This window comes from Actinosynnema sp. NPDC059335 (genome assembly GCF_042752395.1).
GTDB lineage: Bacteria > Actinomycetota > Actinomycetes > Mycobacteriales > Pseudonocardiaceae > Actinosynnema.
Map to the genome: position 1 here is coordinate 15,382 of NZ_JBHYXZ010000040.1, position 14,685 is coordinate 30,066.

The following is a 14,685-nucleotide window of genomic DNA, read 5'->3' on the forward strand; positions in this document are numbered from 1 at the left end:
CTAATCAACCGGCGTAGAGGTACACGGCGGGCAGCAGGTTGTTCGTCGCGTGGGCGACCACGCTGGACGCCACCCGGCCGGTCACCATGCGGGCCGAGCCGATGGCGAGCCCCTGGGCGAACAGGCTGAGCACGCGCCAGCTCTCCTCGTGCAGGAACGCGAAGACGAGGGCGGTGAGGGCGAGGATCGCGATCCGCGGCACCCGGTAGTGGGCCAGCGCCTGCCACAGGGCTCCCCTCGTGAGGAGTTCCTCGGTCAGCGGTGCGCCGAGGAACACGAACAGCGCCGCCGCGGCCAGCCAGATCGTGCGGCCGCCGGAGAGCGCCCCGATCCGGTCCAGGGAGCTGGACCGGTCCGGGTTGAGGCGCAGCAGCAGCGCGCCGAGGAGCCACGCCGCGAGCAGCGCCGCCCCGCCGGCCGCCAGGCCGACCTTGACGTCCCGCGCCGTGGGCACCAGGCCGAAGTCCCGGTTGGGGCCGCCGCCGCGCGCCCACGAGACGACGACCGGGCCGAGCCCGAGCAGCACGTTGGGCAGGAAGACCAGCAGCAGGAGCGGGCCGAGGACGGGCGGCGCGGTGACGTCGACCTCGGCGAAGCGATCGGCGGTCGCGGCGGTGAAGACGAGCGTGACGAGGTGGTAGCCGCCCAGGCCGGTGAAGAACGCCAGGAAACCCCAGTGCGCCCGCCCCGTGTCCCGGTCCTGCTGTTCCGCCACTCGTCCGAACGTAGTCGGCCGCCGGGGCGCGGTGCTGCCCGAGGTCGGTCAAGATCACCCTGACGGCGGCAGCACCGTGACCGGGTGGCGGAAGAATTCCCGCGACACCGCCCCATCACCGGTTTTCCCACCGTCGCGGCAGGCGTGCGGCCGAACGCGCGCCGCGCCCGGCCGGCGGCGGGCCGGAAACCCCGCACCGCCGAACGGCGGCGTCCCCGCCGACCGGTCAGACGTGGATCCGGCCGCGCAGCATCACCAGCGACGGGTGGCGCAGGGCGTCGAGGTCCTCGCGGGGGTCGCGGTCGTAGACCACGACGTCGGCCGCCGCGCCCTCGGTCAGGGACGGGAAGCCCAGCCACTCGCGGGCGGCCCAGGAGGCCGCGCCGAGGGCCTGCTCGGTGGTCATGCCGACCCCGTGCAGCGCCTTGACCTCGTCCACGATCCGGCCGTGCTCGATGCCGCCGCCCGCGTCCGTGCCCGCGAACACCGGCACGCCCGCCTCGACCGCCTTGGCGATGGTCCCGGTGTTGCGCGCGTACAGGTCCCGCATGTGGCCCTGGTAGGTCGGGTACCGGTCCGCGCCGGCCGCGATGGCCGGAAAGTTCTCGATGTTGATCAGCGTCGGCACGAGCGCCGTCCCGGCGCGCGCCATCCGGTCGATCGTGTCGTCGGTCAGGCCGGTGCCGTGCTCGATGCAGTCGATGCCCGCGTCGAGCAGGCCGGGCAGGGCGTCCTCGCCGAAGACGTGCGCGGTGACCCTGGCCTTGTTCTCGTGCGCGACCTTGATCGCCTCGGTCAGCACGTCGGTCGTCCACAGCGGCGCGAGGTCGCCGGTCGTCCGGTCGATCCAGTCGCCGACCAGCTTCACCCAGCCGTCGCCCGCCGCGACCTGCTCGGCCACGGCGGCGGGCAGGTCGGCCGGGTCCTCGATCTCGACGCCCAGGTACTTGATGTACCGCTTGGGCCGGGCCAGGTGCCTGCCCGCGCGGATGATGCGCGGCAGGTCCAGGCGCTCCTGCAGCGGACGGGTGTCCAGCGGCGAGCCGCAGTCGCGGATGAGCAGCGTGCCCACCCGCCGGCCGGCCAGCGCCTGGTCGACGGCCTCGGGCAGGTCGACCGCGCCCTTGGCGCCGAGGCCGACGTGGCAGTGCGCGTCGACCAGGCCCGGCACCAGGTAGCCGCCGGTGCTCACGGTGGTCGCGCCCGGCACCGGCCGGGTGCGGATGCGGCCGTTGACCACCCAGAGGTCCCGCGGTGCGCCGCCCTCGGGGAGGACCACGCCCCGCAGGTGCAGGCCGGTCACTTGTCGAACTTCAGCTTCGACGGGTCGAAGCCGGGCGGGAGCTGGTCGAGGCCGCCCAGGCCCGGCGGGAGGCCCTGGCCGCCCTGCGGCGGCATGCCGGGCATCCCCGGCGGCAGCATGCCGGGCATGCCGGGGAACCCGCCGCGCACCTTCGGCGGCGTGGGGCCGCGGCCCTTGCCCTTCTTGCCCTTCTTCCCCTTGCCCTTGCGGTTGTTCTTGCCGCCGCCGCCCGGCAGGCCGAACCGGCCCGCCATCTGGCTCATCATCTTGCGGGCTTCGAAGAACCGGTTGACCAGGTCGTTCACGTCGCTGACCCGCACGCCGGAGCCGTTGGCGATGCGCAGCCGGCGGGACGCGTTGATGATCTTGGGGTCGTCACGCTCGGCCGGGGTCATGCCGCGGATGATCGCCTGCACCCGGTCCAGGTGCTTCTCGTCCAGGTTGGCGAGCTGGTCCTTCATCTGGCCCGCGCCGGGGAGCATGCCGAGCAGGTTCGCGATCGGCCCCATCTTGCGCAGGGCCAGCATCTGCTCCAGGAAGTCCTCCAGCGTGAGCTGGCCGGAGCCCATCTTGACCGCGGCGGCCTCGGCCTGCTCGGCGTCGAACGCCTGCTCGGCCTGCTCGATCAGGGTGAGCATGTCGCCCATGCCCAGGATCCGGCTCGCCATCCGGTCCGGGTGGAAGACGTCGAAGTCCTCCAGCTTCTCGCCGTTCGAGGCGAACAGGATGGGCTGGCCGGTGACCTCGCGGACGCTGAGCGCCGCGCCACCGCGGGCGTCGCCGTCGAGCTTGGTGAGCACCACGCCGGTGAAGCCGACGCCGTCGCGGAACGCCGTGGCGGTGTTGACCGCGTCCTGGCCGATCATCGCGTCGACCACGAACAGCACCTCGTCGGGCTGCACGGCGGCGCGGATGTCGACGGCCTGGCGCATCATCTCCTCGTCCACGCCGAGGCGGCCCGCGGTGTCGACCACCACGATGTCGTGCTGGGCCCGCTTGGCCTCCTCGATGCCCTTGCGGGCCACGTCGACCGGGTCGCCGACGCCGTTGCCGGGCTCGGGCGCGAACACGGGCACGCCCGCGCGCTCGCCGACCACCTGGAGCTGGGTCACCGCGTTGGGGCGCTGGAGGTCGCAGGCGACCAGGATCGGGGTGTGGCCCTGGCCCCGCAGCCACTTGGCCAGCTTGCCCGCCAGGGTCGTCTTGCCCGCGCCCTGGAGGCCGGCGAGCATGATCACGGTCGGCGGGTTCTTCGCCAGGTTCAGCCTGCGGGTCTCCCCGCCGAGGATGCCGATCAGCTCCTCGTTGACGATCTTGACGACCTGCTGCGCCGGGTTCAGGGCCTGGCTGACCTCGGCGCCCTTGGCGCGCTCCTTGACCTTCGCGATGAACGTGCGCACCACGGGCAGCGCGACGTCGGCCTCCAGCAGCGCGACCCGGATCTCGCGCGCGGTCGCGTCGATGTCGGCCTCGGACAGCCGCCCCTTGCCCCGCAGGTTCTGCAGGACCGAGGTGAGCCGGTCGGAAAGGGTGTTGAACACGGTGCCGCCAGACCTCGCACGTCGTCGGTGAGTGCCTCGTTGAGTAGCTCGTCCTTAGGGTAGCCGTTCACGCCGGCGTCACGGACAGCCGCAGGTGGTCACGCCGGGTCAGCACGGTCAGGCCCTGCCAGCCGCGCGGCGGCGTGCCGGCCGCGAAGCGGGTGCGCAACCGGGCCGCCCGCCGCACGTGCCGGGAGAACGACCGCGAGCGGATCAGCCTGCCCCGCCGCACCTGGCCGGACAACGCCTCCTCGGGCGTCGCGTCCAGCCACACGAAGTGCCGCGGCCGGTTCGTGAGCGCGCCGACGGCGACCAGGCCCGCCCGCGTGGTCGGGCGCGTGGACGGCTCGTGCACCAGCAGCAGGCCGTCGGCGGTGATCGCGAACCACAGGATCCGGGCGCGGTGCACCAGGTGGACCAGCGGTCGGTAGAGGCGGTACGGGACGGACTCCGGGAACACCGCCCGCAGCCTGGTCCGCACCTGGTCCGAGTCCAGCACGACGGTGGGCGCGCCACCCGTGTCGGCGGAGGCGAGCAGCGTCGACTTCCCCGCTCCCGGCAGTCCGGCCAGCACGACCAGCGAGCGCGGCCTCACGGCGACAGCGGTCATCGCATCCATACTAAAGAGACGTTTCGGGCGTCCACGCGTTCCGCCGTGATCGGGAGCGGCCCCACCCCTCGACGGGCCGCCCCCGGTCACGTGGTGGCGATGCCCGCCGAGCCCCCCGGTCCGGCGGTCCCCCGTGCCACGGGGGAAGCCTCTCCCGGCACGGGGGTCCGCCGGCAGCGTGAGCCCCCTCGGTCGGTTGTGCGTAGACCTACGCAACTTCAGCGGGCGGCCAGCAGGACGGCCCGCTCGATGCGTCGCCGGAGGTCGGTGGTGAGGCCGGCGGCGCCCTGGCCGCCCGGCACGGTGATGGCGAACGAGTCCACCACCGTGGAGCCCAACGTGGACACCCGCGCCCACACGATGTCCGCGCCGCACCGCTCCAACGCGTCGGCCACGTGGTGCAGCAGGCCGATCCGGTCCGCCGCGCGCAGCTCCAGCACCACCGCGCCGGTGGACTCGTCGTCGAACCACAGCACCTTCGGCGGCGGCGGGTCCTGCGGCGGGCCGCCGTAGTCGCGTTCCTTGGCGGCGAGCTTGTCGGCCAGCGCCAGCGACCCGTCCAGGGCCCTGGTGAGCTGTTCGCGCAGCAGGGTGACGTCCGGCAGCGAGCCGAACCGCGGCGACACCGTGAACACGTCCACCGCGGCCGCGCCGAGCACGGGGTCGTGGTGCGAGCGCAGGGTCGCGGCGTGCACCTCCAGCGAGTTGAGCGCCAGCACGCCGGCGGCCCGCGACAGCAGCCCCGGCCGGTCCGGCGCGACCACCGTCACGGTGGCGGCGTGGTCGATCCGGTCCACCAGCACGTCCGGCCGGCCGGTGGTCAGCGCCGCCCGCGCCAGGTCCTGCCTGCGCTGGTCCAGCGGCTCCGGGGCGGGCAGCGGGTCGCCCGCCATGGCCGTGCGGCAGCGCGCGACCAGGTCCCTGATCAGCGACGCCTTCCAGTCCGACCACACGCCGGGCCCGGTGGCCACGGCGTCGGCCTCGGCCAGCGCGTAGAGCAGTTCCAGCAGCACCGGGTCGCCGCCGAGGGTGTCCACCACCCGGCGCACGGTGGCCTCGTCCTCGACGTCGCGGCGGGTGGCCGTGTGCGGCAGCAGCAGGTGGTGGCGCACCAGCGCGGTGAGCGTGACCACGTCCTGCGGCCACAGGCCGAGCCGTTCGGCGATCTGCGTGGTGAGCGCCGCGCCCACCTCGGAGTGGTCGGCCTGCCTGCCCTTGCCGATGTCGTGCACCAGCGCGCCCAGCAGCAGCAGGTCCGGCCGGGACACCCGGGTGACCAGGCGGGCCGCGTGCGCGGTGGCCTGCACCAGGTGGCGGTCCACGGTCCAGGTGTGGGCGGCGTCGCGGGGCGGCAGGTCCCGCACCGCGCCCCACTCGGGGAACAACCTGCCCCACAGGCCGGTGCGGTCCAAAGCCTCGACCACGTCGATCAGGCCCGTGCCGGTGCCCAGCAGCGCGATCAGCTCCTCGCGCGCCTCCTTGGGCCACGGCTGCCGCAGCTCGGGCGCCGAGTCGGCGAGCTTGGCCAACGTGCCGGCGGCGATCGGGTGCTTGCTGCGCGCGGCGGCCGTGGCGACCCGCAGCAGCAAAGCCGGGTCACGGCTGGGCAGCGCGTCCCGCGCCAGCGCCACCTCGGAGCCGTGCAGCACGACGCCCTCGTCCAGCGGGCGCCGCGCGGGGGTGCGCCGCAGCGGGGAGCGGGCGAACACGCCCAGCCCGCGCTTGGGCACGGCGGCACGCGCGGTGCGCATGCCCACGTCCACCGCGTACACGATCGTGCGCGCGGCCGACGAGATCGAGCGGGCCAGCGTGAACCGGTCCGGCAGGCCCAGCGCGGCGGCGACCTCGTCGCCGTCCTGCGCGCGCAGCACGTCCCGCGGCTTGCGCGCCACCCGGCGCAGCTCGGTGCGCACGTCCAGCAGCAGCCTGCGGGCCTCGTCGACCTCGGCGGACGGCCGGTCGGTGAGCTGCGCCGCGCTCAACGCGTCCAGCAGCGTCACGTCCCGCAGCCCGCCGCGGCCGTGCTTGAGGTCCGGTTCCACGCGGTGCGCGATCTCGCCGCTGCGCGCCCAGCGCCGCGACGCCGACTCGGCCATCTCGTCCAGCCGGGTGCGCACCCCCGTGCGCCACGCCTGCCGCGCGCTGTCGGTCAGGCGTTGGCTGATCTCCTGGTCGCCCGCGATGTGGCGGATGTCCAGCAGCCCCAACGCGGTGCGCAGGTCGCCGGCGGCGACGCGCAGCGCCTCGCCCACCGTGCGCACCGAGTGGTCCAGGCCGATGCCGGAGTTCCACAGCGGGTACCAGAGCCTCTCGGCGATCCCGTCCACGCCCTTGTGCCCGTTGTGCACCAGGAGCAGGTCGAGGTCGGAATAGGGCACCAGCTCCCGCCTGCCCAGACCCCCCACGGCGACCAGGGCGACCCCACCGCCCGGCCCGCCGACGCCCGCCTGCGAGGCGTGCGCGGTGAGCCAGAACTCGTGCAGGTCCACCAGCGCCTCGCGCAGCGACTCCCCCGTCAGACGGCGCCGACCTGGCGCGAGCAGCCGATCGCGTGCTCGCACCAGGTCGTCAGCCGTGACGACGGCCGTCTCGGCGTTGTCCATCCGGCCGTCTCCCGTTCCTACGCCGGACCCCTACAGGGCATCCGAGCCGCGCTCCCCGGTGCGGACCCGGATGACCGTGTCGACCGGGGTCACCCAGACCTTCCCGTCGCCGATCTTCCCGGTGCGCGCGGCCTCCACGACGGCGTCGAGGACCTTCTCCACGGCGGCGTCGTCCACCAGGACCTCGATGCGCAGCTTGGGCACGAAGTCCACGGCGTACTCGGCGCCGCGGTAGACCTCGGTGTGGCCCTTCTGCCTGCCGTACCCCTGGACCTCGCTGACGGTCATGCCCAGCACGCCGAGCTGCTCCAGCGACGCCTTCACGTCGTCCAGCGTGAAGGGCTTGATGATCGCGGTGACCAACTTCATGACTTGTTGCTCCCCTCAAGGACAGCAGTGGCGCCGGCGGCGACACTGGGCTTGCTGCCGCCGCGGGTGCCGATGCCGCTGCCGAACTCGTAGGCCGTCTCGGCGTGCTCGGCCTCGTCGATGCCGGTGACCTCGGCCTCCTCGTCGGCGCGGAAGCCGATGGTGAGCTTGACCAGGTAGCCGAGCACGAGGCTGAGCACGAACGAGTAGACGAGCACGGCGAGCGCGCCGACGACCTGCCGCCAGAGCTGGTCCACGCCGCCACCGTAGAAGAGGCCGTCGACGCCCGCCGGGGCGGAGGAGCTGGCGAAGAAGCCGATCAGGATCGTGCCGGAGAGGCCGCCGACCAGGTGCACGCCGACCACGTCGAGCGAGTCGTCGAAGCCGAAGCGGTACTTCAGGCTGACCGCCAGGGCGCACAGGGCGCCGGTGATCGCGCCGATCGCGATGGCGCCGACCGGGGTGACCGAGGAGCAGGCCGGGGTGATCGCGACCAGGCCCGCGACGATGCCGGACGCGGCGCCGAGGGTGGTGGCGTTGCCGTCGCGGACGCGTTCCACGAGCAGCCAGCCGAGCATCGCGGCGGAGGTGGCGACGAGGGTGTTGACGAAGGCGACGCCCGCGGTGCCGTTGGCGGCGACGGCGGAGCCCGCGTTGAAGCCGAACCAGCCGAACCACAGCAGGCCGGCGCCCAGCACGACCAGCGGCAGGCTGTGCGGCTTCATCCGCTCCTTCGGCCAACCGACGCGCTTGCCGAGGATCAGCGCCAGGGCGAGGCCCGCCGCGCCGGCGTTGATGTGCACCGCCGTGCCGCCCGCGAAGTCGATGGCGAGGAGCTTGTTGGCGATCCAGCCGCCCGGGTCGACGACGTTGCCGTCGGCGTCCTTGCCGTCGAAGTCGAACACCCAGTGCGCGACCGGGAAGTACACCAGCAGCGCCCACAGGCCGGCGAACAGCAGCCACGGCCCGAAGCGGGCGCGGTCGGCGATCGCGCCGGAGATCAGCGCCACCGTGATGATGGCGAACATCGCCTGGAAGGCGACGAAGACGGTGGTCGGGATGGTCCCGAACGCCGACTCCTTGTCGAGCAGGCCGTCCAGGCCGAAGAACTCGAACGGCTTGCCGAGCAGACCGGCGCCGACGTCGGTGCCGAACGCCGTGGAATAGCCGACCAACACCCAGAGCACACCGACCACGGCGATTGCGCCCAGGCTCATCATCATCATGTTGAGCACACTCTTGGACCGGACCATGCCCCCGTAGAAGAAGGCAAGTCCCGGCGTCATCAACAGCACCAGTGCGGCACTGGTGAGCACCCAGGCGGTGTCCCCTGTATCCACGTCGACCTCCACTGCACGTCGGTTGCAGGGAGCATCGGTATGTCCTGTTTCACGCGGCCGCGCCTCAGGTTTCGCGCAGGTGAACTGTCCCGACCCTGGTGTTACGGACGCGTTTCGCGGGCTTGAAGCGGGTGGTTCGACCCGCGATCGGACCGGCTCGCGGCCCCGGCCCCGGTGACGGACCGTGGGAGCACGTCTCGCCTGTCCGGTGGTTCGTGTGATCTCGCGGAGGATCACGGCGACGCTCGGTCACCGATGACGTGCCGGTGTCCGCGGCGCGACGCGGTCGAGCCTGCCAGACCGGCCGGGGCCGCCCGCACCGGGTGGTGGGACGGCCCCGTAGCCCCTCGGCGGAACCCCGCGGACGCGCTGCGATTCGCGTCGGGGTCGGACGGCGCCGGGCCGGGGCTCCTCGGGCGGTTACGACGACTCGCGGTAGCGCCGGGTGATCGCGTCCAGGCCGTCGGGCGTCAGGCGGCCGAACAGCCGCAGGCGGGCCATCCCGCCGTCCGGGTAGATGTCGAGCCGCGCGTGGGTCGCCTCGGCCGCGTCCTCCACGCGGAAGCGGTGCCGGGTGTCGGGTTGCAGCCGGGTGCGGGGCAGCACGTCGAACTCCGCGCCGGTGCGCGCGTCCCGCCCCCGGATCGAGGCCCAGCCGGGCGCGTTGCCCTTGAAGTGGCTCGTGTCCAGCTCCGCGAGCCGGATCACGCCCGGCGCGGCCAGCTCGACCTCCACCCAGTCGTTGCCGCCGTCACGGCGGCGCGCGGTCTCCCAGCCCTCGCCCATCACGGCCGCCTGACCGGGCGCGATGAGGTTGTTGGGGTGGCCGAAGAACATGTCGCTGCACCCGGTGACCGACGCGCCGTTCTCCAGCGCGGCCAGGTCGAGCGCGTCCGGCACGACCAGGTCCGGGTCGACCACCGGCGCGCCGAACACGCGCAGCCTGGCCACGCCGCCGTCCGGGTAGATGGTCAGCCGCACGTGCGTGTACCGGCGGCGCGAGGACACGTCGAAGTAGTGCTTGCGGTCCCCGCCGAGCGGCGACTTGGGCACGATCGGCTCCCAGTCAGTCAGCTCCTCGGGCGCGGGGTAGCCGGCGGCGGAGGTGGCCTCGACCGACGCGAACGGCGGGTAGTTGCCCTTGAAGAACGCGGTGTCCACGACGACGCCCTCGATCACGCCCGGCAGGCCGAGGCGGACGATCGCCCGGTCCTCGCCCTCGTCGCGCCGCCGCCGCGTCTCCCACCCGTCGTAGACCTGGCCCTTGTGGCCGAACGTGAACGTCCGGTACCGCGGCTCCGACGGCAGGATCAGGTTCTCGCGCTCGGCGAACAGCTCGTCGTTGGCCCACACCACGCTGCCGCCGACCGGGCGGCACGCCAGGTCGGGCAGTCGGGTCCAGCCGGGGACCTCCGCCATGCGTCTCCTCTCGTCCGTCCCCGGCTCAGCCGGGGCCGCCCAGCAACCGCCCGCGCGGTCGGTCGTCGATCGGCCGCCCGCGCAGCCACGTCTGCCGCACCACGCCCGCCAGCGGCCGGCCGTGGTAGGGCGTGACGGGGTTGCGGTGGCGCAGCGCCGCGCGGTCCACCACGAACGCGTCGTCCGGGGCGAACACGCAGAAGTCGGCGTCCGCGCCGGGCGCGATGCGGCCCTTCGCGGTGAGGCCGACGAGGTCGGCCGGCGCGGTGGCCATCCAGCGGACCACGTCGGTCAGGTCGTGACCGCGCTGCCGGGCCTGGGTCCACACGGCGGGCAGGCCGAGCTGCAGGCTCGCGATGCCGCCCCACGCGGTGGCGAAGTCGCCGCGCTTCAGCTCCGGGGTGCACGGCGAGTGGTCGCTGACGACCAGGTCCACGAGCCCGTCGCGCAGCGCGCGCCAGAGCTGCTCGCGGTTGGCCGCGTCGCGGATCGGCGGGCAGCACTTGAACTCGGTCGCGGTGTCGCCGATCTCCTCCGCGACGAAGGTGAGGTAGTGCGGGCAGGTCTCGGCGGTGAGCCGCAGCCCCAGCTCCTTGGCGGTCCGGACCTGCCGCACGGCCTCGCCGCTGGACAGGTGCAGCACGTGCAGCCTGGCCCCGGTCTCGTTGGCCAGGTCGACCACCGTGGTGATGGCGTGGACCTCGGCGCGGTGCGGGCGGGAGTCGAGGAAGCCGCGGTAGCCGGGGCCGGGCTCGGTGACCTCGTGCGGGTCCTCCGCGTGCACGATCGTGAGGGCGTCGCGCGGGCCGAGCCGGGCCAGCGCGGCTCGCAGCTCGGCCTCGGTGACGTGCGGGAACTCGTCCACGCCCGAGTGGATCAGGAAGCACTTGAAGCCGAACACGCCCGCGTCGTGCAGCTCCACCAGGTCGTCCAGGTTGGTCGGCACGATGCCGCCCCAGAACCCGACGTCCACGTGCGCCCGGCCGCAGGCCGCCTCCCGCTTGGCCTCCAGGGCGGCGACGGTGGTCGTCGGCGGGAGGCTGTTGAGCGGCATGTCGATGATCGTGGTGACGCCGCCGGCGGCCGCCGCCGCGGTCGCGGTTTCGAAGCCCTCCCACTCGCCGCGGCCGGGGTCGTTCACGTGGACGTGCGTGTCGACCAGGCCGGGCAGGAGCACCTCGTCGTCGGCGAGCGCCACGACGTGCCGGCCGTCCAGGCGGTCGGCCACCGCGACGATCCGGCCGTCCTCGACGCCCACGTCGGCACGGCGTTCACCCTCGGGGGTGACGACTCGGGCAGCGCGCAGCACCACGTCCATGGTCGTCACTCAACCAGGCGATCGGCGGCGATGCGAGCGGCCGGACGTCGGGGGATCGGCCCGCGCCGCCGGTGGGGGCGGTCACGGCGCCTCCTCGTACTCGCGGACCGCCGCGATCGACGTGCCGTCGGGGGTGTCGGCCTCGCGGTCGATCATGATCTCGACCAGCACGGGCCTGCTGGTGCGTCGGGCCTCCTCACGCGCCCACGCCAGGCCCTCCCGGATCCGGCCCGGCTCGGTGACCCTGGTGCCGGAGCAGCCGTACGCCTCCATGATCTTGACGTGGTCCGAGCCCACGTCGTCGTAGTGGAGGTCCACCTGGTACGCCATGCCGTAGCCGCCGTGGTCCTCGGCCATCCGGATCAGGCCCAGGCCCTCGTTGTTCAGCATGATCAGCACGAACGGCACGTCGTACTGGGCGCCGACGGCCAGCTCCTCCACCAGGAACTGGAACGAGTAGTCGCCGACGATGCCCACCACCTCGGCGGACGGGTCGGTGCGTTCGAGGGCCTTCTTCACGCCAATCGCGGCGGGGATCTCCCAGCCGAGCGGCCCGGCCTGGCCGCACACCTGGTAGCGGCGGGGCTTGTGCGCCTTCTGGTGCTGCCCCGACCAGATCTGGTACAGGCCGATCGCGGTGACGAAGTAGGTGTCCGGGCCGTAGAACTCGTTGACCTCCTTGAACACCCGCGGCGCCTTGACCGGCACGGTGTCGAAGTCCTCGCGGCGCGGCAGGTTCGCCTTCAGCTCCCGCGTGCGCGCGGTCCAGTCGTTGTCCGGGCGCGGGCCGGTGCGGGCGCGGGCCGACGCGAGCAGCGCGGTCAGGAACGCCTTCACGTCCGACACCACGCCGAGGTCGGGGCCGAAGACCTTGCCGATCTGGGTCGGCTCGACGTCGACGTGGATGAACTTCCGGTCGCCCCGGTAGGTCGGCAGGTCGCCGGTGTGCCGGTCGCCGAACCGCGCGCCCAGCGCGAGGACCAGGTCGCTCTCCAGGAACGACGCGTTGCCGTAGCGCTGGGACGTCTGGATGCCCGTCATGCCCGCGTACAGCGGGTGGTCCTCGTCGAACGCGCCCTTGCCCATCAGCGTGGCCTGGACCGGCACGTTGAGGTGCTCGGCCACGGCGAGCAGCTCCTCGTGCGCCTCGCCGAGGATCACGCCGCCGCCCGCGAGCAGCAGCGGCCGTTCGGCGGCCAGGAGCAGGTCCAGCGCCCGCTCGACGCGCGCCGGGTGCGGTTGCGGCCTGGTGACCGGCAGCGGCGCGTCGATGGTGTGGTCCCACTCGATCTCCTGCCGCTGCACGTCGACCGGCAGGTCGATCAGCACCGGTCCGGGCCTGCCCGACCGGGCGACCCGGAACGCCTCGCGGAAGATCCACGGCGCCTGCGCGGCCTCCTTGACCTGCACCGCCCACTTGGTGACGGGCGTGGCGACGGCCACGATGTCGACCGCCTGGAACGCCTCCTGGTGCAGCTTGGTCGTCGCCGCCTGCCCGGTGACGCACAGGATCGGCACGGAGTCGGCCCGCGCGGTGTAGAGGCCGGTGATCATGTTGGTGCCCGCGGGGCCGGATGTGCCGATGGCCACGCCGACGTTGCCGGTCGTGCGCGACCAGCCGTCGGCCATGTGCGTGGCGCCCTCCTCGTGCCGCACGATCAGGTGCTCGATCGTGCCGTCCTGCTCCATCGCCTGGTAGAGCGGCAGGATCGCCGCGCCCGGGCAGCCGAAGACCGTGTCGACGCCCTCGCTCTTGAGCACTTCCACGACCGCCCGCATGACGGGGACCTTGGCCATCACGCCCTCCCGGACAGGTTCTCGACGACGGTCAGCAGGGCAGAGTGGTCGAGCGCGCCGTACCCGCGGGCACGACCGGCGGCGACGAGCTGGGCGACCAGCCCGGTCACCGGCAGCGCGACGTCGGCGCGCCGGGCCGCGGCCAGCGCGATGCCCATGTCCTTGTGGTGCAGGTCGATGCGGAAGCCCGGCCGGAACTCGCGCGCGACCATCGAGTGCCGCTTGAGGTCCAGGACCCGGTTGGCGGCCAGCCCGCCCGCCAGGACGTCCAGCCCGGTCCCGGCGTCCACGCCGGATGCCTCCAGCAGCACGATCGCCTCGGACACCAGGGCGTAGATGCCGCCGACCACGAGCTGGTTCGCGGCCTTCACGACCTGGCCCGCGCCGTGCGGGCCGACGTGGACGACGGTCGTGCCCAGGGCGTCGAGGACCGGTCGGGCGGCGGCGAAGTCCGCCTCCGCGCCGCCGACCATGATCGACAGGGTGCCCTGCTCCGCGCCGGTCTGACCGCCCGACACCGGCGCGTCGAGCACGCGCACGCCCCGCTCCGCGCCCGCCTCGGCGATCGCCGCGGACGTCTCCGGGCGGATGGTGCTCATGTCGATCAGGAGCGTGCCCTCGGCGACCACGTCGAGCACCGTGCCGAGCACGACCTCCTCCACCTGCGGGTGGTCCGGCAGCACGGTGATGACGACTTCCGCGCCTTCGACCGCGTCGCGCACGCTCGCGGCCGCCGTGCCGCCGGCCGCGGCGAGCCTGCCGAGGGCGTCCCGGTCGAGGTCGAAGCCGGTGACCCGGTGGCCGGCGGCGACCAGGTTCGCGGCCATGGGCGTGCCCATGACGCCCAGGCCGATGAATCCGATGGTGCCCATCAGCGCCCCTTCCCGGGGATCCAGTCGAAGCCGCCGGTCGACGCCCGGTACTCCAGGCCGACGTGGCCGCGGTAGCCGTTGGCTTCGAGCTTCGCGAGGTAGCCGAGGACGTCGAGGTCCCCCGTGCCCGGCGCGCCGCGGCCGGGCACCTCGGCCACCTGCACGTGGCCGATGCGGTCGACGTGGTCGGAGACGACGGCGTCGAGGTCGTCGCCGTTGACGGCCAAGTGGTAGAGGTCGGCCAGCAGCGCCACGTTGTCGCGCCCCACCCGGCCGACGACCTCCAGCACGTCGGCGGCCGTGCGCAGCGGGTAGTCCGGCGCGCCGGAGAGCGGCTCGACCAGGACGACCGCGTCCACCTCGGCCGCCACGTCGGCCGCGAACGCGAGGTTGGCCAGCGCCGCGTCCGTGGTGGGGAAGTTGCCGTGCAGCGCGTTGAGGGCGCGGCAGCCCAGCCGCCGCGCGATGCCGGCCGCGATCTCCACGCCGGCGCGGAACTCCGACTGCCTGCCGGGCCACGCCACCAGGCCGCGGTCGCCGGCGGACAGGTCGCCCGCGAAGAAGTTGAGGGACACCAGGCGCACCCCGGCGTCGGTGACGGCCGCCTCGAACGCCTCGACCTCGCGGGACGGGGGCACGGCCTCGGCGAACGGCCACCAGAACTCGACCGCGTCGAACCCGGCGGCGCGCGCCGCGGCGGGCCGTGCCAGCACCGGGAGGTCGGTGAAGAGGATCGACAGGTTGACGTCGTACCGCATGGGGAACTTCCTTCCACAATGCGGAAGCTATCTTCCGTAT

The 14,685-nt window shown here is 73.5% G+C and carries 12 protein-coding genes; all 12 read right to left on the reverse strand.

Features of this window, described 5'->3' with window-relative positions; translation table 11 throughout:
• Positions 1–4 precede the first annotated feature (4 nt).
• Entirely contained in the window at positions 5–715 is a 711-nt protein-coding gene (locus ACFXGA_RS15050) for a CPBP family intramembrane glutamic endopeptidase (protein ID WP_378088079.1), read from the reverse strand.
• 226 nt (positions 716–941) lie between these two features.
• Entirely contained in the window at positions 942–2,018 is a 1,077-nt protein-coding gene (locus ACFXGA_RS15055) for an amidohydrolase family protein (protein ID WP_378088081.1), read from the reverse strand.
• On the reverse strand, positions 2,015–3,559 hold the full coding sequence (gene ffh / locus ACFXGA_RS15060) for a signal recognition particle protein (protein WP_378088083.1): 1,545 nt from the start codon (positions 3,557–3,559) through the stop codon (positions 2,015–2,017). The genes ACFXGA_RS15055 and ffh overlap by 4 nt, the downstream gene beginning before the upstream one ends.
• A 67-nt stretch (positions 3,560–3,626) precedes the next feature.
• Entirely contained in the window at positions 3,627–4,169 is a 543-nt protein-coding gene (locus tag ACFXGA_RS15065) for an AAA family ATPase (protein ID WP_378088085.1), read from the reverse strand.
• A 218-nt stretch (positions 4,170–4,387) separates the two neighbouring features.
• Positions 4,388–6,772, reverse strand: coding sequence for a [protein-PII] uridylyltransferase (locus tag ACFXGA_RS15070; RefSeq protein ID WP_378088087.1), 2,385 nt, complete (start codon positions 6,770–6,772; stop codon positions 4,388–4,390).
• Between the two features lie 30 nt (positions 6,773–6,802).
• The gene (locus ACFXGA_RS15075; RefSeq protein WP_378088089.1) at positions 6,803–7,141 is read right to left on the reverse strand and encodes a P-II family nitrogen regulator; all 339 of its coding nucleotides are present in this window, start codon (positions 7,139–7,141) and stop codon (positions 6,803–6,805) included.
• Positions 7,138–8,481, reverse strand: coding sequence for an ammonium transporter (locus ACFXGA_RS15080; RefSeq protein ID WP_378088091.1), 1,344 nt, complete (start codon positions 8,479–8,481; stop codon positions 7,138–7,140). The genes ACFXGA_RS15075 and ACFXGA_RS15080 overlap by 4 nt, the downstream gene beginning before the upstream one ends.
• A 420-nt stretch (positions 8,482–8,901) precedes the next feature.
• Complete coding sequence (gene alc, locus ACFXGA_RS15085; RefSeq protein WP_378088093.1) at positions 8,902–9,900, reverse strand: allantoicase; 999 nt, start codon at positions 9,898–9,900, stop codon at positions 8,902–8,904.
• A 25-nt stretch (positions 9,901–9,925) separates the two neighbouring features.
• Positions 9,926–11,218: an allantoinase AllB gene (gene allB, locus ACFXGA_RS15090; protein WP_378088167.1), complete on the reverse strand. Its 1,293-nt coding sequence runs from the start codon at positions 11,216–11,218 to the stop codon at positions 9,926–9,928.
• A gap of 81 nt (positions 11,219–11,299) precedes the next feature.
• On the reverse strand, positions 11,300–13,015 hold the full coding sequence (gene gcl, locus ACFXGA_RS15095; protein ID WP_378088095.1) for a glyoxylate carboligase: 1,716 nt from the start codon (positions 13,013–13,015) through the stop codon (positions 11,300–11,302).
• Positions 13,015–13,887, reverse strand: a complete 873-nt coding sequence (locus ACFXGA_RS15100; protein ID WP_378088097.1) for a 2-hydroxy-3-oxopropionate reductase — start codon at positions 13,885–13,887, stop codon at positions 13,015–13,017. Before ACFXGA_RS15100 ends, gcl begins: the two co-directional genes overlap by 1 nt.
• On the reverse strand, positions 13,887–14,645 hold the full coding sequence (locus ACFXGA_RS15105) for a hydroxypyruvate isomerase family protein (RefSeq protein WP_378088099.1): 759 nt from the start codon (positions 14,643–14,645) through the stop codon (positions 13,887–13,889). The genes ACFXGA_RS15100 and ACFXGA_RS15105 overlap by 1 nt, the downstream gene beginning before the upstream one ends.
• Between the last annotated feature and the right edge of the window lie 40 nt (positions 14,646–14,685).